This is a genomic window from Bradyrhizobium sp. CFUWI, assembly GCF_056429085.1.
In genome coordinates, this window is sequence record NZ_JBWJZE010000012.1 from 226,267 (window position 1) to 245,294 (window position 19,028).

18 protein-coding genes and 1 pseudogene are annotated in these 19,028 nt (G+C 64.5%); 12 read left to right on the plus strand and 7 right to left on the minus strand.

Annotation, left to right across the window (positions count from 1 at the left end):
- Nucleotides 1-45: 45 nt before the first annotated feature.
- Entirely contained in the window at nucleotides 46-870 is an 825-nt protein-coding gene (locus AC066S_RS25590) for an invasion associated locus B family protein (RefSeq protein WP_135171169.1), read from the plus strand.
- Between the two features lie 74 nt (nucleotides 871-944).
- On the opposite strand, the gene hspQ is transcribed toward AC066S_RS25590, so the two are convergent.
- Nucleotides 945-1,277, minus strand: coding sequence for a heat shock protein HspQ (gene hspQ / locus AC066S_RS25595; protein ID WP_126257599.1), 333 nt, complete (start codon nucleotides 1,275-1,277; stop codon nucleotides 945-947).
- 106 nt (nucleotides 1,278-1,383) lie between these two features.
- Between hspQ and AC066S_RS25600 the strand changes: the two genes are divergently transcribed.
- Complete coding sequence (locus AC066S_RS25600; RefSeq protein ID WP_126257600.1) at nucleotides 1,384-2,337, plus strand: AEC family transporter; 954 nt, start codon at nucleotides 1,384-1,386, stop codon at nucleotides 2,335-2,337.
- A 21-nt stretch (nucleotides 2,338-2,358) separates the two neighbouring features.
- Here AC066S_RS25600 and AC066S_RS25605 read toward each other — a convergent pair whose 3' ends face one another.
- Nucleotides 2,359-3,543 carry a UbiH/UbiF family hydroxylase gene (locus AC066S_RS25605; RefSeq protein ID WP_478270923.1) on the minus strand — a complete coding sequence of 395 codons (1,185 nt, stop codon included), beginning with the start codon at nucleotides 3,541-3,543 and terminating at the stop codon, nucleotides 2,359-2,361.
- Nucleotides 3,544-3,691: 148 nt separating this feature from the next.
- Here AC066S_RS25605 and pcsA point away from each other — a divergent pair, with 148 nt between their 5' ends.
- The 3 genes and pseudogenes from pcsA (at nucleotide 3,692) to AC066S_RS25620 (ending at nucleotide 5,659) form a co-directional block, all read left to right on the plus strand.
- Nucleotides 3,692-4,459 carry a phosphatidylcholine synthase gene (gene pcsA, locus AC066S_RS25610; RefSeq protein WP_167772388.1) on the plus strand — a complete coding sequence of 256 codons (768 nt, stop codon included), beginning with the start codon at nucleotides 3,692-3,694 and terminating at the stop codon, nucleotides 4,457-4,459.
- A pseudogene (locus tag AC066S_RS25615) lies at nucleotides 4,456-4,605 on the plus strand (TerC family protein); the annotation flags it as partial. The gene pcsA and the pseudogene AC066S_RS25615, both read left to right, overlap by 4 nt.
- Nucleotides 4,606-4,684: 79 nt before the next feature.
- On the plus strand, nucleotides 4,685-5,659 hold the full coding sequence (locus tag AC066S_RS25620) for a quinone oxidoreductase family protein (RefSeq protein WP_126257602.1): 975 nt from the start codon (nucleotides 4,685-4,687) through the stop codon (nucleotides 5,657-5,659).
- A 103-nt stretch (nucleotides 5,660-5,762) separates the two neighbouring features.
- Here the strand turns inward: AC066S_RS25620 and AC066S_RS25625 are convergent, their stop codons facing one another.
- Together AC066S_RS25625 and AC066S_RS25630 are read right to left on the minus strand one after the other, a co-directional pair.
- Nucleotides 5,763-6,953, minus strand: a complete 1,191-nt coding sequence (locus tag AC066S_RS25625; RefSeq protein WP_478270924.1) for an acetylornithine transaminase — start codon at nucleotides 6,951-6,953, stop codon at nucleotides 5,763-5,765.
- A 268-nt stretch (nucleotides 6,954-7,221) separates the two neighbouring features.
- Nucleotides 7,222-7,860 (minus strand): hypothetical protein, encoded by a 639-nt coding sequence (locus AC066S_RS25630; protein ID WP_478270925.1) that lies wholly within the window; start codon nucleotides 7,858-7,860, stop codon nucleotides 7,222-7,224.
- Nucleotides 7,861-8,180: 320 nt separating this feature from the next.
- Here AC066S_RS25630 and AC066S_RS25635 point away from each other — a divergent pair, with 320 nt between their 5' ends.
- Nucleotides 8,181-9,122, plus strand: a complete 942-nt coding sequence (locus AC066S_RS25635) for a hypothetical protein (protein ID WP_167767743.1) — start codon at nucleotides 8,181-8,183, stop codon at nucleotides 9,120-9,122.
- 189 nt (nucleotides 9,123-9,311) lie between these two features.
- Here AC066S_RS25635 and rimO read toward each other — a convergent pair whose 3' ends face one another.
- Nucleotides 9,312-10,631: a 30S ribosomal protein S12 methylthiotransferase RimO gene (gene rimO / locus AC066S_RS25640; protein ID WP_478270926.1), complete on the minus strand. Its 1,320-nt coding sequence runs from the start codon at nucleotides 10,629-10,631 to the stop codon at nucleotides 9,312-9,314.
- Nucleotides 10,632-10,893: 262 nt separating this feature from the next.
- Here rimO and AC066S_RS25645 point away from each other — a divergent pair, with 262 nt between their 5' ends.
- The 6 genes from AC066S_RS25645 to AC066S_RS25670 all read left to right on the plus strand — a co-directional run bounded on the left by AC066S_RS25645 (nucleotide 10,894) and on the right by AC066S_RS25670 (nucleotide 17,709).
- Nucleotides 10,894-11,457, plus strand: a complete 564-nt coding sequence (locus AC066S_RS25645) for a hypothetical protein (RefSeq protein WP_478270927.1) — start codon at nucleotides 10,894-10,896, stop codon at nucleotides 11,455-11,457.
- Between the two features lie 277 nt (nucleotides 11,458-11,734).
- A complete protein-coding gene (locus AC066S_RS25650; protein ID WP_126257608.1) occupies nucleotides 11,735-12,325 on the plus strand; it encodes an ANTAR domain-containing response regulator in 591 nt (196 codons plus the stop codon).
- Nucleotides 12,322-13,485: a CmpA/NrtA family ABC transporter substrate-binding protein gene (locus tag AC066S_RS25655; RefSeq protein WP_126257609.1), complete on the plus strand. Its 1,164-nt coding sequence runs from the start codon at nucleotides 12,322-12,324 to the stop codon at nucleotides 13,483-13,485. The genes AC066S_RS25650 and AC066S_RS25655 overlap by 4 nt, the downstream gene beginning before the upstream one ends.
- Before the next feature lie 334 nt (nucleotides 13,486-13,819).
- Nucleotides 13,820-15,601 carry a NirA family protein gene (locus AC066S_RS25660; protein ID WP_478270928.1) on the plus strand — a complete coding sequence of 594 codons (1,782 nt, stop codon included), beginning with the start codon at nucleotides 13,820-13,822 and terminating at the stop codon, nucleotides 15,599-15,601.
- The gene (locus tag AC066S_RS25665; RefSeq protein ID WP_478270929.1) at nucleotides 15,598-17,208 is read left to right on the plus strand and encodes a sulfite reductase subunit alpha; all 1,611 of its coding nucleotides are present in this window, start codon (nucleotides 15,598-15,600) and stop codon (nucleotides 17,206-17,208) included. Before AC066S_RS25660 ends, AC066S_RS25665 begins: the two co-directional genes overlap by 4 nt.
- 348 nt (nucleotides 17,209-17,556) lie before the next feature.
- The gene (locus AC066S_RS25670; RefSeq protein ID WP_035677849.1) at nucleotides 17,557-17,709 is read left to right on the plus strand and encodes a hypothetical protein; all 153 of its coding nucleotides are present in this window, start codon (nucleotides 17,557-17,559) and stop codon (nucleotides 17,707-17,709) included.
- Nucleotides 17,710-17,825: 116 nt separating this feature from the next.
- Here AC066S_RS25670 and AC066S_RS25675 read toward each other — a convergent pair whose 3' ends face one another.
- Nucleotides 17,826-18,203 carry a hypothetical protein gene (locus tag AC066S_RS25675; RefSeq protein ID WP_135171158.1) on the minus strand — a complete coding sequence of 126 codons (378 nt, stop codon included), beginning with the start codon at nucleotides 18,201-18,203 and terminating at the stop codon, nucleotides 17,826-17,828.
- Between the two features lie 31 nt (nucleotides 18,204-18,234).
- Complete coding sequence (locus AC066S_RS25680) at nucleotides 18,235-19,005, minus strand: LamB/YcsF family protein (RefSeq protein ID WP_478270930.1); 771 nt, start codon at nucleotides 19,003-19,005, stop codon at nucleotides 18,235-18,237.
- Nucleotides 19,006-19,028: the final 23 nt, after the last annotated feature.

Here is a 19,028-nt window from a genome sequence, read left to right on the forward strand (position 1 = left end):
TTCGGAGCGGTTCGGGCACTTCCCGTTCAGAAAGGGTTTTCCGCAATGAATTTCCGTTACTTGGCCGCGTCCGCCCGGCCGCGCGGGCGAATTCTCGCCTTGTTGACGGCGACGGCATTGGCCGTCCCGTTTGCCGCCGAGGCCCAGACCCCGGCGCCAGCGCCGGCGCCGGCCCCCGGCGCACCCAAGGCGGCTCCGGCCCCGAAGGCGACGCCCAAGGCTGCCCCCAAGGCGCCGACCGCTCAGGCGCCCGCCCAGCCGGCTCCTGCCCAGGGCGCTCCGGCGCAGCAGGGCGCGGCCCAGCCGGCCGATCAGCAGATCCAGCTGATCTATGCCCCCTGGACCAAGTTCTGCCTCAAGGGCCAGGACGCCAACGCCAAGCAGGTCTGCTTCACCGGCAAGGACGGCCGCATCGAATCGGGCCAGCCGGTCATCGCCGCCGTGATCATCGAGCCGGAAGGCGAGCCGAAGAAGATCCTGCGCGTGACGCTGCCGCTCGGCATGCAGCTCGTGCACGGCACCCGCATCATCGTCGACAGCAACGCGCCGCTGCAGCAACCCTATGTGATCTGCTTCCAGAACGGCTGCATGTCGGACTACGAGGCGACGCCCGAGCTCATCAACAACATGAAGAAGGGCCAGAATCTCGTTGTCCAGGCGATCAACGCCAATGGCGCGCCGCTGACCCTGCCGCTGCCGCTCACCGGCGAATTCCAGAAGGCCTATGACGGTCCGCCGACCGATCCGAAGGTGTTCGAGGAAACCCAGAAGAAGCTCCAGGAAGAGCTTCAGAAGAAGGCCGAAGAGCAGCGCAAGAAGCTGGAGCAGCAGGGTACGCCTCCCGGTACACCACCGGCTGGCCAGAAGTAATCGGGACCAAATCCCGGACATGAAAAAGGCGCTCATCTCGAGCGCCTTTTTTGTCGATCGCCTGTTGGTGCGACTCAATTCAGTGAGGGATTACGCGGGCGGTAGCCGCCATCCTTGTTCTTGATGAAGATCTCGGCCACCTGGGAATGCCGGACCGGCTCGCCGGAATCGTCCGGCAGCAGGTTCTGCTCGGAGACGTAGGCGACGTACTCGGACTCCGCATTCTCCGCGAGCAGGTGATAGAACGGCTGGTCCTTGTGCGGCCGCACCTCCTCAGGAATCGACAGCCACCACTCCTCGGTGTTGTTGAATTCCGGATCGATGTCGAAGATGACGCCCCGGAACGAGAAGATCCGGTGGCGCACGACCTGTCCGATCTGGAATTTGGCGGTCCGCGCTTTAATCATTCCCCGTCGATAGACCAGGATTGTGGCCGATGCTAGTGGCCTGATCTGGAATTGGCGTTCACTTGAGGGGGAGATAGCCCCCAAATCTTCAGAAAACACTTCATCAATGGTCGATATCCTCAATCTCGCACTACCTTATTTCGGCCTGATCTTCGTCGGTTTCGCGTGCGGCAAGGTTAAATCCCTGCCGGAATCAGGCCTCGCCTGGATGAACTTCTTCCTGCTCTACGTGTCGCTGCCGGCGCTGCTGTTTGCGATCATGTCCAAGACGCCGTTCTCGGAATTGAACAACCCGCCGTTCCTGGTCGCGACCACGCTGTCCACCGTCGCCGCGTTCACCCTGGCGCTGGTCGTGGGCAAGGTTTTCGGCCGGCTGACATTGCGCGAGGCGACGCTCGCGGGCCTGTCCGGCGGCTACGGCAATATCGGCTATATGGGGCCGGGGCTGGCGCTCGCCGTGCTCGGCAGCAAGGCCGCGGCGCCGACCGCGCTGATCTTCTGCTGCGACAGCATCTTCCTGTTCACCATCGTGCCGCTGCTGATCGAGCTCTCTGACCGCGATCATCCCTCGATCGTGCACGCCTTCGGCGTGGTGCTGAAGCAGATCGTGCTCAACCCGCTGATCATGTCGGCCTGCTTTGGCGCGGCCGTCGCGGCCCTGCATATCGAGATGCCCGTCGCGCTCGATCGCACCATCACCTTCCTGCAGAACGCGGCGGCCCCGACCGCACTGTTCGTGCTCGGTGTGACCGTGGCACTGCGCCCGTTCGACCGCGTCCCATGGGAGGTGCCGGGTGTGATCGCGATCAAGCTGCTGTTTCACCCGCTCGCGGCGTTCGGCCTGATGCTCGCGTTCGGGCCGTTCGCGCAGCCCTGGGCCGCCACCGCCGTGCTGATGGCCTCGCTGCCGCCGGCGCTGAACGTGTTCGTGATCGCCCGGCAGAACGATGCCTGGATCGAATCCGCCTCCGTCGCCGTGCTGCTCGGGACCTTCGCGTCGGTGGTCACGCTGACCAGCGTGATGTGGGCGATCCAGACCGGACGGCTGGCGTTTCCGTAAAGGGCCTTACCGTCGCCAAAACTACCTTCGCCAAGTCGGCGTCAGGCCCTCGCGCATTGCAAACCGTCGGAGCGGGCCGATGGCGCCGAGCAGGTGCATGCCGACGGCGCGGACCGGCTGCAGTGGCAGGAAATCGTTGAGCAGGGAGCGGTTGGCGATGTCGATCGCAAACGTGCGGCTCAGGATGTCCGGACGCCGCGCCCGGTCGTAGCGCGTGAGCACCTCGTTCGCGCCGGGATCCTGGCCCGCAGCGACGGTTTCGCCGGCGAGCCGCGCGATGTCGGCGGCATCGCGCAGGCCGAGATTGAGGCCCTGGGCGCCGATCGGGGGAACCACATGGGCGGCTTCGCCGACCAGCGCGATGCGGTCGCGGCCGAAGGATCTTGGACGTTCGATCGCCAGCGGGAACAGGTTGCGCCCGGGCTCGACACTCATGCGTCCCAGAATCGAATGCGACTGTTTCTCGACCGCTGCGGACAGCTCGGCGTCATCAAGGCTCCGCAGCCGCTCGGCCTCGGCCGGAGCCGAGACCCAGACGACGCTGGAGCGGTCGCCGGGCAGGGGCACGAACACGCAGGGCCCGTGCGGCGTATGGAACTCGGTCGAGACGTTGCGATGCGGCCGCGCGTGGCTGACGTTGAAGGTCAGCGCGGTCTGGTTGAGCTCGCGCCGCGTCACCTCGATGCCGGCAGCCTCCCGGCACAGCGAATGCCGGCCGTCGGCGCCGACCACGAGGCGGGCCGTGAGAAACTGTGCGGAGGCCGTGCGGATTGCGACGTCGTCGGCCTCGATGACGATGCTCTCGGCCTCGTCGTCGAGACGGACGAGATTGGGCAGCTCAGCCGCACGCTCTTCGAGCGCCAGCATCAGCGAGCGGTTGTCGATGTTGTAGCCGAAGGCATCGAGCGCGATTTCGTGACAGGAGAAGCGGACCTCCGGCGCGCGGAACAGCCGACCGGTGTCATCGACGAGGCGCATGACCTCGAGCGCGGCCGCCTTGTCCTTGCAGCGCGACCAGACCTCGAGCGTCTCCAAGAGGTCGATGGAGGCACCGAGCAACGCCGTGGTGCGGTTGTCGGCATAGGGAACGCGGCGTGCCACCAATGCGGTCCGGGCACCGGCCTGTGCCAGCGCGATCGCCGCGGCAAGTCCCGCCGGCCCGCCGCCGATCACGGCGGTGTCATAAAGTGTCGATGCGTCTGTCATGGAACGACACATGACACGCCCGGCGGCAAATTCAAGCTCAAGTCTCTCGGTTGTCATTCCGGGGACGCCTGACGGTGCGGCGGCAGCCAGTTCAGCCGTTAACCGATTTCGCCTGATTTTACGGTCCATCATGCGACGGCGCGCCGCAATGGCGGATGTGCAAATCGGCCTCATTCTGATAGCAGAAGCCATGGACAGCCAAGAGGATTCCCTGAAGCCCACGCCCGCGATCCGCGCCGCTGCCTTCTCGGTGCACATCTTCACCGCGTTCGGCGCGGCACTCGCGCTGCTGGCGATGCTGGAGGCCGTGCGCGAGCACTGGGCGGCGATGTTTCAATGGCTGGGCGTCGCCCTGATCATCGACGCGATCGACGGTCCGATCGCGCGCCGGCTCGACGTCAAGAACGTGCAGCCGAACTGGTCGGGCGACGTGCTCGATCTCGTGGTCGACTTCGTCACCTATGTGTTCGTGCCGGCCTATGCGATCGTGGCCAGCGGCCTGTTGCTGCCCGTCGCAGCTCCCTTGCTCGGCATCGCCATCATCGTCACCAGCGCATTATATTTCGCCGATTTGCGCATGAAGGCGGATGACAATCATTTTCGCGGCTTCCCGGCACTGTGGAATGCGGCGGCGTTCTATCTGTTCCTGCTGCACTGGCCGCCGCTGTGGTCGACGCTGCTGGTGACCGCGCTGGTCGTGCTGACCTTCGTGCCGTTCCACGTGCTGCATCCGGTCCGCGTCGTGCGGCTGCGCTGGCTGACGATGTCGCTGATTGCGATCTGGGCGGTGCTCGGCCTCTACGTGCTGGAGATGGACTTTCGCGTCGGCACCGGCGTCACCATCGCGCTCTGCGCCATCGCGCTCTGGATCAGCTTCAGCGACGCCTTGATCCGCCTCGTCAGATCCTTCGCATGATGCACTTGCTGACCAGCCCCGAAGCCTCGGCGGCGCTGCTGACATTGACCGCGCTCGAGATCGTGCTCGGCATCGACAACGTCATTTTCATATCGGTGATCGTCTCGCGCATCCCCGAGAAGCAGGCGCACCGCGCCCGCCGGGTTTAGGCGTTCCAGCTGCCATCGAGTTGACAAGGCGGGCGCGATGCCTTTCGCTTGCGCCCTGGAGAAGAGGAATCAGGCGATGACCAAAGCGGTCCGTGTGCACAAGGTCGGGGGGCCCGAGGCTCTGGTCTATGAGAGCGTCGACGTGCCGGCGCCCGGCCCCGGTGAGGTGCGGATCCGCCAGCACGCGGTCGGCCTGAACTTCATCGACGTCTACTACCGCACCGGCCTCTACAAGGCGCCGGGGCTGCCCTTCATCGCCGGCAACGAGGCCTCGGGCGAGGTGATCGCGGTCGGGCCAGGCGTTACAAATTTTCATCCCGGCGACCGCGTCGCCTACTATCACAATCTCGGCGCCTATACCGGCGAGCGCAACATCCCCTGGGAGAAGCTGGTCAAGCTGCCCGACCACATCACCCACGAGCAGGGGGCGGTGCTGATGCTGAAGGGGCTGACCGTCTGGTATCTCCTGCACAAGACTTTCAAGATCGAGCCGCATCACCGCGTGCTGATCCATGCCGCCGCCGGCGGCATTGGCTTGCTCGCCTGCCAGTGGGCGAGGGCGCTCGGTGCCCATGTCATCGGCACGGTCGGCTCGCGCGAGAAGGCCGAGCTCGCCGAGGCCAATGGCTGCGATCACGTCATCCTCTACAACGAGGAGGATTTCGTCGCGCGCGTCAAGCAGATCAGCCGCAACGAGGGCTGCGACGTCGTCTATGACGGCGTCGGCAAGGCGACCTTCCCGGGCTCGCTGTCCTGCCTGAAGCCGCGCGGCATGTTCGTCTCGTTCGGCAACGCGTCAGGTCCGGTGCCGCCATTCGCGATCGCCGAGCTCAACAATCACGGCTCGCTGTTCGCGACGCGGCCGAAGCTCAACGATTACATCGGCACGCGCAAGGAGCTGCTGGAAGGCGCCGACACGCTGTTTGCTGCTGTCATCAACGGCAAGCTGCACGTGCCGATCAATCACGCCTACGCGCTCAAGGACGCCGCGAAAGCGCATATCGATCTCGAAAGCCGCAAGACCACGGGCGCTTCGATCCTGAAGCCGTAAGTGGCTGTCATTCCGGGGCGGCTCGACGAGCCGAACCCGGAATCTCGAGATTCCGGGTTCGATGCTGCGCATCGCCCCGGAATGACGAACGTGCGGTTACGTCCTACGCGACGCGTCTTGCCGCGCCGGCCTTGGTCAGGATCCCGTCGAGACAATCGATCATCTCGGCGATCTCCGCCTTCGCGACGTTGAGTGCCGGCATGAAGCGCAACGTGTCGACCTGCGGCGCGTTCAGGAGCACGCCGGCCTCGAACGCCTGCGCGACGATGCCGGGCGCGATCGGCAGCTTGAGGTCGAGCGCGAGCAACAGGCCGCGTCCCCGCACGCCGCCGAGGCCGTGCCGGGCCGAGACCTTCTGCAGCTCGCTTTCGAGCAGCAGGCCGGTCTCGGCGACCTGTTTGAGGAAGTCCGGCTTGCCGACCTCCTCGAGCACCGCAAGGCCCGCGGCGCACATGATCGGGTTGCCGTTGAACGTGCCGCCCTGGTCGCCGTGCTCGAAGCAGGAGGCGCGTTCGGTCGCGAGCAGCGCTGCGAGCGGCACGCCGCCGCCGATGCCCTTGCCGAGCGTCATGATGTCGGGCGAGATGCCCGTGTGCTCGTAGTGGAAGAGTTTTCCGGTCCGGCCCATGCCGGTCTGGATCTCGTCGAAAATGAGCAGCAGGCCGTGCGCCTCGGTCAGCGTGCGCAGCTGCTGCAGGAACGCATCGGTTGCCGGCCAGACGCCTGATTCACCCTGGATCGGCTCGAGCATCACCGCGACGGTGTTGTCGTTGATCAGCATCTCGACCGAGGCGATGTCGTTGAGCTTGGCCTTCTTGAAGCCGGCGACCTTCGGCTCGAACAGCGGCTCGAACGCTTTCTTGCCCGAGGCCGACATCGTCGCCAGCGTCCTGCCGTGGAAGCCGCCTTCGAAGCTGATGATCTCGAACGCGCCTCCCTTGTGCAGGCTGCCATATTTGCGCGCGAGCTTGATCGCGCCCTCGTTGGCTTCGGCGCCGGAATTGGCGAAGAACACCTGGTCGAACGCGCTGGCCGCGACCAGCGCCTCGGCCAGCTTCAGGCTCGGCTCGTTGTAGAATGCCGGGCTCGGCGTCAAGAGCCGTTTCGCCTGCCAAGCCAGGGCGTCGGCGACCGCGGGCGGGGAATGACCCAGGCAGTTGACGGCCCAGCCCTGCACGAAGTCGAGATAGCGCTTGCGGCCGTCGTCCCAGAGGTAGGAGCCGGCGCCGCGGACGAACACGGCTTTCGGCCGTGCGGTGATGTCCATCAGCGCGTCGTACGGATGCGTCGTCATGTCGAACTCCTCTGGAGGCGGGTGGAAAACGGGCGCAAAAAGCAGAAAGGCCGCACCTTGCGGGTGCGGCCTTCTCGAAAACTTCGGCTGAATTTTAGTGGTTCAGCGGCGTCGTCGGACATGGCGCACCCTCTCATCGTCGCGGGAGCGACGACGGAGCATGGCGGTGCGCTGGTTGGTCCGGTTGATCATGGGGCGCGTCCGTACAGCCGAATGGCAGGGCTTGTCAAGCGGGCGTTTTGCCGAACACCCGCCTCGCGTGCATCGGTCAGGTGAGGTGGGCGGCTTCCTCGGCATCCTCCTCGCCCCAATCCGCGTCCGCAATCGCGGTGTCCAAGAGCTCGCCGCGCATCAGCTTGAGCGGCGATCTCCAGTACAGCGCGATGTTGTGGAAGGGGTCGGTCAGCACCTTGAGCGACCAGACCAGGCCGGTCGTGAGGTCGCGGGTGACGAAGAGCTGGAGCATGCGGGCAAGGCCGCCGCCGATGCCGATCGCGAGCCAGAGCGTGCCGACGTGCCGGATGAAGTCGAGACGCCCGGCCGGCGGATCGAAAACTCCGAACAGCGTCGGATGGAAATACAGCGCGATCGGCGCGCTGCCCCATACCAACAGCAGGATGATCTTGCGGGTCTGGTTGTAGCCGACCTTGATCGCTTCCTTGTACTCGTTGCTGACGTCGTTGACGGCGTCGTAGCCGTTCGGCTCGAAGAAGAAATGCCCGGTCTGCCGCGTCAGCATCGCAAGCCAGCCGACGATGCCGGCGAGTGCGGGGTCAACGAACAGCAGCGCGTAGCAGAACAGGAAGATCACGGCGCTGAAGAGGTGCAGCGTCTGGTTGACGGTGCTCTGGTGGTAGAAGCGGTAATCGTCGAAGCGCTGTGTGCGCAGCATGCCCGAGAGGCTCATCCTCGTTCCTCGCTCGCGTTGAAAAGCGCGGGCAGAGTTAGGCCGAGTCCGTGACCTCTGCGTGAATGCACTATAGTGTCACAATACGCTCCGCGTAGCGCCGCGGCAGCCGAGACGACGAAGCGCGAGCAAGGCCGATACGGTCATCGGGCGGGCATAGTCCGCTCCCGGATACCGCTGGTTTCCCGTCATTTCATTGTCGCGCCCGCAGAAACCATCGCGTCGCTGGCGCGTTTGTGATCGAGGTACGCGAATTGGTTCGAACCGGATGCAACTCGGCTCAGACCAAGAGGGGCGGGACCAACGAGACAGTTTCAGCCTTGTCCGATACGCCTTATCCAATCGATCTCGACAGCGTTCGCGGCGCATTTCCGCCGGGCATCGAAGCGCCTCCGCTGCTGGTCGACTTTGCCGGCTGGCTTGACGGGCGCCCGTGGGGCAGCGTCGGCTGCTTTTCGCTGCAAGGCCAGTTCTCCGATCACGCGCCGATCATCGACGGCAGTCCCTTGCGGGACAGGTTTTCGCTGTTCATGCGGCTGCCGGACGGCTCGGCGGTCGGCGGCTGGTACGGCGCAGGTCTCGACCGCGACAATCCGCCGATCGTCGGGCTGGGGTCGGAGGGCGATTACGAATTGCTGGCGCCGAGCCTCGACGGCCTGCTCGCCAAACTGACATCGCAACAATTCGACGACACCTGGAGCGATCTGAAGCCGCGCGAGGAGGTGGAGTGCCAGACGGTCGAGCTCGCGCAATGGCTCGCCGGACGGCCGCAGGGCGAGCCGACAGTGGCCGAGGAAATGTCGTCGGAGCTGCCCGACTTCCGCGGTTTCATGGAGAAGTGGAGCCGGGAGCGGGAGGACTATTGGGCCAATCATCGGCTGATGGCCGAACTCGGCTGGCGGCTCGCGGCGCATCTGCCCAAGGGCAAGAAGCCCTGGGACCAGACCCGCTTCGAGGTCGCGATCGTCGGCGCGCAGTACGAAGCGCGCGTGCTCTCGCGCGGGCCGCAGCCGTTCGAAGAGGCCGCATCGATCGAGTCTCTGCTGCGCGATCTGCGCGAGGAGATGCGCCGTGCGCAGCCCGAGCTTGGGCTGTGGTACGCGATGAATTTCGGCCTCCATGCCGACGGCCGCGTCATGCCGAGCTTCGCATACGATGTCCGCCCGACCATCGACGGCGAGCCGGCGCTGCTGTCCGAAGCCAAGGCCGATCTCGCCCGTGCCCCGCGCCCCGAGCGCTGGGTGCCGAAATGGCTGGTGTGAAGATTCAGCCCGAGCAGTGGTCCGCTCCCTCTCCCGCTTGCCGGGAGAGGGGTGGGGAGAGGGCTCTATCCACAATGAGACTCCCGATGAGGACAAAGCCCTCACCCGGCGCTTCGCGCCGACCTCTCCCGCAAGCGGGAGAGGTTGCAGCAACCTCGCGGCGAGACCGATCGCAACAGCGAGGTGCCGTCAGAACCCCGCGACGCTGCCGTGCAGGTCGTACTGATCGGCGCGCTCGATCTTGGCGGTGACGATCTCGCCGACGCGCAAGGGGCGGCGGCTCGTCAGGTACACCGCGCCGTCGATCTCCGGCGCATCGGCCTTGGAGCGGCCTTTGGCGACGGTCGGGCCGACCTCGTCGATGATGATCTGCTGGCGCGTGCCGACCTTGCGCTTCAGCCGGCGCGCGGAGATCTTCTGCTGGCGGGCCATCAGCGCATTGTAGCGCTCCTGCTTGACCTCTTCCGGCACCGGGTTCTCGATCGCGTTCGCGGTGGCGCCGGCGACCGGCTCGTATTTGAAGCAGCCAAGGCGGTCGATCTCGGCCTCATCGAGCCAGTCGAGCAGATAGGCGAAGTCGGCATCGGTCTCGCCGGGAAAGCCGACGATGAAGGTCGAGCGCAAAGCGAGATCGGGACATTCCTCGCGCCAGCGCTTGATCCGCGCCAGCGTCTTGTCCTGCGCCGCCGGACGCTTCATCGCCTTCAGCACCTCGGGGCTCGCGTGCTGGAACGGGATGTCGAGATAGGGCAGCACCTTGCCCTCGTTCATCAGCGCGATGACCTCGTCGACATGCGGGTAGGGGTAGACGTATTGCAGCCGCACCCAGGCGCCCAGCTCGCCGAGCTCGCGGGCGAGGTCCAAAAATTTGGCGCGGACCTGGCGGTCCTTCCACGGGCTCTCGGCATATTTGAGATCGACGCCGTAGGCCGAGGTGTCTTGCGAGATCACCAGCAGCTCCTTGACGCCGGCGCCGACCAGGCGCTCGGCCTCGCGCAGCACGTCGTTGGCGGGGCGCGAGACCAGATCGCCGCGCAGCTTCGGGATGATGCAGAAGGTGCAGCGGTTGTTGCAGCCCTCGGAGATCTTCAAATAAGCGTAGTGGCGCGGCGTCAGCTTGATGCCCTGCGGCGGCACAAGGTCGAGATGCGGATTGTGCGCGGGCGGCAGTGCACGGTGCACGGCGTCGAGCACGCTCTCATATTGCTGCGGGCCGGTGATGGAGAGCACGCCCGGATAGGCCTGCTCGATCGCTTCCGGTTCCGCGCCCATGCAGCCGGTCACGATCACCTTGCCGTTCTCGGCCATGGCCTCGCCGATCGCCGAGAGCGATTCCTGCTTGGCGCTGTCGAGGAAGCCGCAGGTGTTGACGATGACGATGTCGGCGCCGTCATGCCTGCGGGCGAGCTCATAACCCTCGGCGCGCAGGCGCGTGATGATGCGCTCGGAATCCACCAATGCCTTCGGGCACCCGAGTGATGTGAATGAAATGCGCGGCGCTCTGTCCATATAATCGCCTGGAGCCTATCTGAATTGTCTGGATTTGCGATCCAACTAATTGAACCGATGACGAAATTCAACAACTAACGTATGCGGCGCGCAGCAGTACTCGCGGTATTTGACGTGCACTCAGAAAGATATGGACTGACTGAGGTTCCTGATCTGGAGGCTCATTCGGATCGAGCGAGTGAAGGAGCCGAGATGAATTGCTCGAACCTGCACGTTCTAGTTGTCATTCTGTTTCTTGGCTATTCCACGGAGCTTAACTGCGATGCGCAGCTTCATCTTCGGCTTGGCTTTCGCTACCGTTTCCTATGGCGCTATGTTTCCGGCGCGAGCTGAAGTCGACAAGATCATCCATGTCTGCGATCGGCAAGAACGATTGTGTCCGGAATTCAGGCCACGCGTGATAGCGCCTGATGGGTGGGTGAGGGACGAGGCCGCGAGCCTTAAGTACGGCGCATCGATGTTCGTGCCTGACGGGAAGAACTTCGGTGACGCAGAAGCAATCATCTATGCCGAAGGCCGTTACAACAAGGGCCGGACCAAATTGGTTCAATGGGTCGCTGCCAGTGATCGGGATTGGGCAACGACATCCGGCAAGAATGCAAAGATCGTCAAGCTTCCCTCGGTCAACCCTAAGGTCATCATCAACCGCTACGACAATCCGTCCCTGAAGGACCAGCCGATCGAAGTGATCGCGCATTACGCTGATCTGGACAAGGACGGCAACACCTACGTCGTGCGGCTAGCGGTCTCCGGCCGCAATGAGGCGGCGGTGCTGGCCACCGTGCCACTTCTCGAAAATATGATCGTTGGCGCTAAGATTCCCTGAGAGCATGAGTTCCGCTTCGCAGCCGAAAGCTGAAGTCTTGCCTTAGAGTACACGACGGCTTGCGCGAGCATTTTCTTGCGAGCGGGCGGCACGGAAAGTTTACATCGTTGTCTCAGGCATACCCGAGCGACACGAAGCTGACCTTGGGCGCAGCCGTCTGATCCATATCCAAATCTGCCTGATTGACCGGCCTCAGCTAGTCCCAATTGCCCACAATTACAACCCTTTGCAGGGCGATCCGGCGTGCTATGGATGAAGCACCTGCCGTGAGTGAGCTATGAGCGCCGAACAGTCGCCCAAAATCGTGATCGTCGACGAAAGCCCTGTCAGGGCCGCGATCCTGCAGGAGGGATTGCGGGAGGCTGGATTCACGCAGGTCGTCCATATCAGCGAGATGCAGAGCCTGCTTGCCCGTATTTATGCGGTCGATCCCGACATCATCCTGATCGATCTGGAGAACCCCAGCCGCGACGTGCTGGAGGCGATGTTCCAGGTCAGCCGCGCCGTCAAACGGCCGATCGCGATGTTCGTGGATCAGAGCGATTCCGCCTCGATCCAGGCCTCGGTGGAGGCGGGGGTGTCCGCCTACATCGTCGACGGGCTGAAGAAGGAGCGCATCAAGCCGATCCTCGACCTCTGCGTGTCCCGCTTCAACGCCTTCGCCAAGCTCCAGGAGGAGCTCGATCGCACCAAGTCGCAGCTCGAGGACCGCAAGATCATCGAACGTGCCAAGGGCATCCTGATGAAGGTGAAAGGCCTGACCGAGGACGAGGCCTATGTGCTGCTGCGCTCCACCGCGATGCGCGAGAAGAAGAAAATCGGTGAGATCGCGCAGTCGATCATCACCGCCTCGGAGATGCTGAAATGACCGCCCCCCTTCGCATCGGGTTCATTCCGCTGGTCGATGCCGCCGCGCTGATCATCGCCGTCGACAAGGGATTTGCCGCCGCCGAAGGGCTCGACGTCGAGCTGGTGCGCGAGGTCTCCTGGTCCAATGTCCGCGACAAGCTCAATATCGGGCTGTTCGACGCCGCGCATCTTCTGGCGCCCGTGGCGATCGCGTCCTCGCTCGGGCTCGGCCACGTCAAGGTGCCGATCGCCGCGCCCTTCAATCTCGGCATCAACGGCAATGCGATCACGGTGTCGCCGGCGCTTCATGCCGCGCTGATGGAGCAGATCGACGGCGACCGTTTCGATCCGATGGTGACGGCGAAAGCACTGGCGAAGGTGGTTGCCATCAGGCGCAAGCTGGGTGCCGAGCCGCTGACCTTCGGCATGACCTTCCCGTTCTCGACCCACAATTACCAATTGCGGTTCTGGATGGCCGCGGCCGGTGTCGATCCGGACGAGGACGTGCGCCTCGTGGTGTTGCCGCCGCCCTACATGGTCGACAGCCTCGCCAATGGCCATGTCGATGCGTTCTGCGTCGGTGCGCCCTGGAACTCGATCGCGGTCGATCTCGGCATCGGTCACATCCTGCATTTCGTCTCCGACATCCTCGACCGCGCCGCCGAGAAGGTGTTGGCGGTTCGTCAGGTCTGGGCCGACAAGCATCCGGACGTGGTCGCTAGCCTGGTGCGTGCGGCGGTGAAGGCGGCCGAGTTCATCGAGAACCCGGCGAACCTGACCGAGGCGGCGCAGATCCTGGCGCAGCCCGAGCGGATCGGGGTCGATGCCGAGGTCATCCAGCGCACCTTGACCGGACGCCTGAAGATTTCTCCTGACGGCACGTTGCGCGAAAGCGGCCGCTATCTGCTGGTGGGGCGGGAAGGGGCAGGGCGCCCCGATCCGGTCCAGGCCGCCTGGCTCTATGCGCAGATGGTGCGTTGGGGGCAGACGGTACTGACGCCCGAGGGCGTCAAGACGGCGATGGCCGTGTTCAGGCCCGATTTGTACGACGCGGCCCTCGGCCGCCGGCCGCCCGAGCCGCCTGCCGCGGCGTTCGGCGCTTTCGCCGGCCCGGTCTTCGATCCCGCCAACATCCGGGGGCATCTCGAGGCCTTCGAGGTGGGACGCTGGCGAACCTGATTCGGCCTGCATCGTTTTTGAGCACGCGGATTCGTTGCCCAAATGTTGAACAGGGTGCACGAATTTCGTGAAAATGCACGACCCGGGATTTTTCGGGCGTGCGCATAATCGCCTGTAAACACAAAGCTTTCCATTTCCCCCAAGCTGGCACGCAACTTGAATATTGCAGTGCGGCCAGCTTGTCACAGATGCCTGCTGAGCCGAGTCCCGCAGCAACGAAGCTGATCGGACCGCTGGGGTAGCGAAGCCGGCTCTTGGAGCCAGCCTCGGTCCTCGCGGGTCGCGCAATATCCGTCGATGCCACTAGGTGGCCGCAGGAGCTTCGTTACCGACCATGAAAATCGATACGCTCTCAGTCGACTTTACCGACGAGCAGAAACGCTATCTCGAAGGCTTCACGACCGGTCTGCAGATCAGCCGGGTCGGGCGCGGTCTGGGCGGCGGCGCCGGCAAGGCGAATGCCGAGCCCGTTGGTCCCGATGCCGTGCACATCAAGGCGCAGGACAAGGTGGTCGCGGCGGGCAAGAAGCTCGCCGACCAGGAGAAGTTCAAGCGCGACGAGCATCCGTTCGATGCCTATCCGCGGCTGCGCCAGCAGGCGCTCGACAATGCGCCGCCGAGCCCGGCGGACAATTTCCGCTGGCGCTATTACGGAATCTTCTACGTCGCGCCGACGCAGGATTCCTACATGTGCCGCCTGCGGATTCCGAACGGCATCATGAAGCACTGGCAGCTGTCGGGCCTTGCCGATCTCGCCGATGAGCTCTGTGACCCCTATAGCCATGTCACGACCCGCGCCAATCTCCAGCTCCGCGAGATACCGCCGAAGCATGCGGTGAAGCTGCTCGAGGGCATCCAGGAGCTCGGCCTGTGCTCGCGCGGCTCCGGCGCCGACAACATCCGCAACGTGACGGGAACGCCGACGGCCGGCATCGATCCGCAAGAGATCCTCGACACGCGGCCCTATGCGCGCGAGTGGCACTACCACATCCTCAACGATCGCTCGCTCTACGGCCTGCCGCGCAAGTTCAACGTCGCCTTCGACGGGGCCGGCAGGATCGCGGTGCTGGAGGAGACCAACGACATCGCGTTCACGGCGTATGAGGTGAAGGACGGTTTTGGTGTCGAGCCGGGAGTCTGGTTCCGCCTCGGCCTCGGCGGCATCACCGGCCACAAGGACTTTGCAAAATATTCCGGCATCATCGTCAAGCCGGAGCAGGCGACCGCCGTCGCCGACGCCATCGTGCGCGTGTTCATCGACCATGGCGACCGCACCAACCGCAACAAGGCGCGGCTGAAATACGTGCTCGACGCCATGGGCCATGACGGCTTCCTCAAGCTCGTTGAGGAGCGGCTGAAGACGCCGTTCACGCGCGTGCCGGAGGAGGCGTTCGCGCCGCGGCCGGCCGCCGACCGCATGGCGCATGTCGGCGTGCACAGGCAGAAGCAGGACGGTCTCAACTGGATCGGCGTGTCGCTGACGCTCGGCAAGCTGACAAGCGACCAGATGCGGGGGCTGGCCAAGGTTTCGCACGACCTCGGCGACGGCGAGATCCGGCTGACGGTCTGGCAGAACCTGCTGATATCGGGCGTGCGCGACGAGAACGTCGAGCTTGCCATTGCGGCGATCAAGCAGATCGGGCTCGCGGTCGAGGCCTCGCACATCCGCGCCGGCCTGATCGCCTGCACCGGCAATGCCGGCTGCCGCTTCGCCGCGGCGAATACCAAGCGCCACGCCGCCGAGATCGGCGATTGGTGCGAGCCGCGCGTCGCGATGGACAAGCCGGTCAACATCCACGTCACCGGCTGTCATCATTCCTGCGCACAGCATTACATCAGCGATATCGGCCTGATCGGCGCACGCGTGCCTGTCAACGAGGACGACACGGTCGAGGGTTATCACCTCTTCACCGGCGGCGGATTCGGCCCGGACGCCGACGTCGGACAGGAGGTCTATCACGACCTCAAGGCCGAGGACGCGCCGAAGACGGTCGAGGCGCTGCTCAAGGCCTATATCGCCCATCGCTCGTCGTCTGACGAAACCTTCCTTTCCTTCGCGCGCCGCCATGACGGCGAGACGCTGCGCAAGCTTGCCGATGCACAGGTGTCCGCATGAACCAGATCACTCCTCCGCCCAGGCTCGATATCATTCCCGCCAGTGCACCGTTCTCCGATGCGCAGCGCTCCTGGCTGAACGGTTTCTTTGCCGGGCTGCTGTCGCCGGATGTCGCCGCGCCGCTGTCGGCCGAGCAGGGCGCCGCCGTCATGCAAGGTGCGGCCGGCGACGGTGACGACGGCGAAGCGCCCTGGCATGACCAGACCATGCCGATCGCCGAGCGGATGAAGCTCGCCGAGGGACGGCCGGTGCGCCGCAAGATGATGGCGGCGATGGCGCAGCAGGATTGCGGCCAGTGCGGCTACAATTGCCACGATTATTCGGAAGCGATCGCCGGCCGCAGCGAAGCGCGGCTCAACCTCTGTGTCCCCGGCGGCAAGGAAACCGCGCGGATGCTGAAGTCGCTCTACGAGGAGCTCGACAAGGCCCCGGCGGCCAAGGCGGCGGACAAGCCGGACGCTCCGGCGCCGGCCGTGACGGTGACGATCGCGGAGCCGGGCCGCTCACGCGACAATCCTGTGCCTGCGACCTTCCTGTCGCGCCGCCTGCTCAACAAGGGGAAGTCGGAGAAGGAAACCTATCACGTCGAGTTCGATCTCTCCGAGAGCAAGCTCGACTACGTCGTCGGCGACAGCTTTGGCGTGTTCGCGCGCAACGATGTCGGTCTCGTCGACCAGATCATCGCGCTGCTCGGTGCCTCCCACACCACCAAGGTGAACGGCAAGACGCTGCGCGAGGTGCTGATCGACGACGTCTCGCTGTCGCCGGCGCCCGACAGCCTGTTCGAGCTGATCTCCTTCATCACCGGCGGCGGGGCGCGCGAAAAGGCGCGGGCGCTGGCGCAGGGAGAGGACCCCGATGGCGATGCCGCTACCCTCGACGTCATGGCCGGGCTGCAGAAGTTTTCCGGCACGCGGCCGCACCCCGAGGCCTTCGTCGAGGCGCTCGAGCCGCTGCAGCCGCGGCTCTACTCGATCTCGTCGTCGCACAATGCGACGCCCGGAAAGCTGTCGCTGACCGTCGATTCCGTGCGCTACGTCATCGGCAAGCGCAAGCGCCTCGGGGTCGCCTCGACCTTCCTCGGCGAACGCATCAATGAGGGCGACAAGCTCAAGGTCTACGTGCAGAAGGCGCACGGTTTCGGCCTGCCGCAGGACCCCAAGACGCCGATCATCATGGTCGGTCCCGGCACCGGCATCGCGCCGTTCCGCGCCTTCCTGCTCGACCGCAAGGCGACCGGCGCGCCCGGCAAGAACTGGCTGTTCTTCGGCCATCAGCGCAGCGATTGCGACTTCTTCTACCAGGAGGAGCTCAATGCGATGAAGACCTCGGGTCTGCTCACGCGCATGTCGCTGGCCTGGTCGCGCGACGGCGAAAAGAAGTTCTACGTGCAGGACCGCATGCGGGAGGTCGGCCGCGAGCTGTGGACGTGGCTTGCCGAAGGCGCGCATTTCTACATCTGCGGCGATGCCAAGCGCATGGCCAAGGACGTCGAGCGCGCGCTGGTGGACATCGTCGCCCAATTCGGCGCACGTTCGACCGACGAGGCCGTCAGTTTCGTCGCCGAGCTCAAAAAGACCGGGCGCTTCCAGGCGGATGTCTATTAAGGCGCATGGGGGCAGGGGCGGGAAACCTGCTTCGATCTGCGCGGCGCCGTAGGGTGGGCAAAGGCGCGCCCTTCGCGCGCCGTGCCCACCATCTCTTCCTGATTGAGACAGGTGGTGGGCACGCTTCGCTTTGCCCACCCCTACGAGAGTTGCCGTTCCGCTATCATTTGGCGGGTTCCGACTGGCTCGGATTTGAACGAATAAGATTCTCGGAACCCGAGCCTTAAGAGAATTTACGTCTGCGAGAGGGCCGCCTCGAAGGAGGCGCATCGCTATTTGCGCCACCATCTTGCCTCCCGCCCTGGTTGATCCCTCATACTCCCGCAAATGGGGCGTTGGAGATCGACCATGCGCGAACTATCGGCGGAAGCCAGACTGCACTTCTACGCGCGCTCGCTCTCGCGGCAGACCCGGGCGAATGCCCATCATCTGGCGCTTTACAGCGCCTTTGCGGTCATCGCCGCGATCGTGTTCGGCACGCTCTCGGTGCATCCGTTTTAAAGCTCTCGTAGGGTAGGCAAACGGCGCGCTCTTCGCGTGCCGTGCCCACCATCTCTCAACATCCAAGATCGATGTGGTGGGCACGCTTCGCTCTGCCCACCCTACGCACTTGTGAACTAGATTGGATAGTCCACCGTGGAGGGATTGTTCAGTTGATCAAGTTGGACACCGGCCTCTTTCAGCTTAGATGCCAGGCCTTCTTCACCATATGCAAAGTAGTCCACCGCCTTCTTGAGGTCAGGTTCGGCTATGGATGCATCTTCATCGATTAGCTTGCGATCAACTTCAAACCTTCGAATGCGGTAGACTTGCACATTCGGCAAGGGTGTCGCTTGACCCTTGTTTTCAAGGAACTGGCGCACCGTTTCGATAGCCGTGTTTAGCGGATAGACGGCGACCCACGCGAGATTTGTCGGCTCGTCTGCCGCCACCGATGCCGCAAGAACCTTTCCCCGACGCAACAGGCTCAAAACTGCGCTGGCGGTCATGGTCATGGGATCGTTCGATCTAGGTTGATGGCGTGCCTCACGCCCCGCGCTTGAACGGCGCGACCTCGATGCCGGCCTCCTTCAGCGCCTGACGCACACCGCGCGCGATCTCCACGGCGCCGTGCGTATCGCCGTGGATGCAGACCGTGTCCGTGCGCATCTTGATCACCTTGCCGCTCACCGAGACCACCGCGCCGTCCTGCACCATGCGCACCACGCGCTCGGCGATCGCCTTGGCATCGTGCAGCACCGCGCCGGGCTTCTTGCGCGAGACGAGGTTGCCGTCGTCCTCATAGGCGCGGTCGGCGAACACTTCGTGCACCATGGGCAGGTTGGCGTCTTCGCCGGCCTTCACCAGCTTCGAATTGGCGAGCACGACGAAGATCAGATTGGGGTCGACCGCTTTGATGCCGGCGGCGATCGCCTTGGCCGTCATGTCGTCCTCGCAGGCGACGTTGGAGAGCGCGCCATGCGCCTTCACATGCGTGACCTTGTGGCCGGCCGCGGTCGCGATCGCCTGCAGTGCGCCGATCTGATAGGCGACGAGGTTCTCGATCTCGGAAGCCTTGAGGCCCGCGATCGGATGGCGGCCGAACCCGTGCAGGTCGCGATAGCCGGGATGCGCGCCGACCGAGACGCCGCGCGCCTTCGCCAGCTCCACCGTCCGGCGCATGATATCGGGGTCGCCGGCATGGAAGCCGCAGGCGACGTTGACGGAGCTTGCCAGCTCGATCATGGCGGCGTCGTTGCCCATCTCCCACGCGCCAAAACCTTCGCCGAGGTCGCAATTGAGATCGACTGTCTTCATGGGTGCTCTCCGCCTCTGGTCTC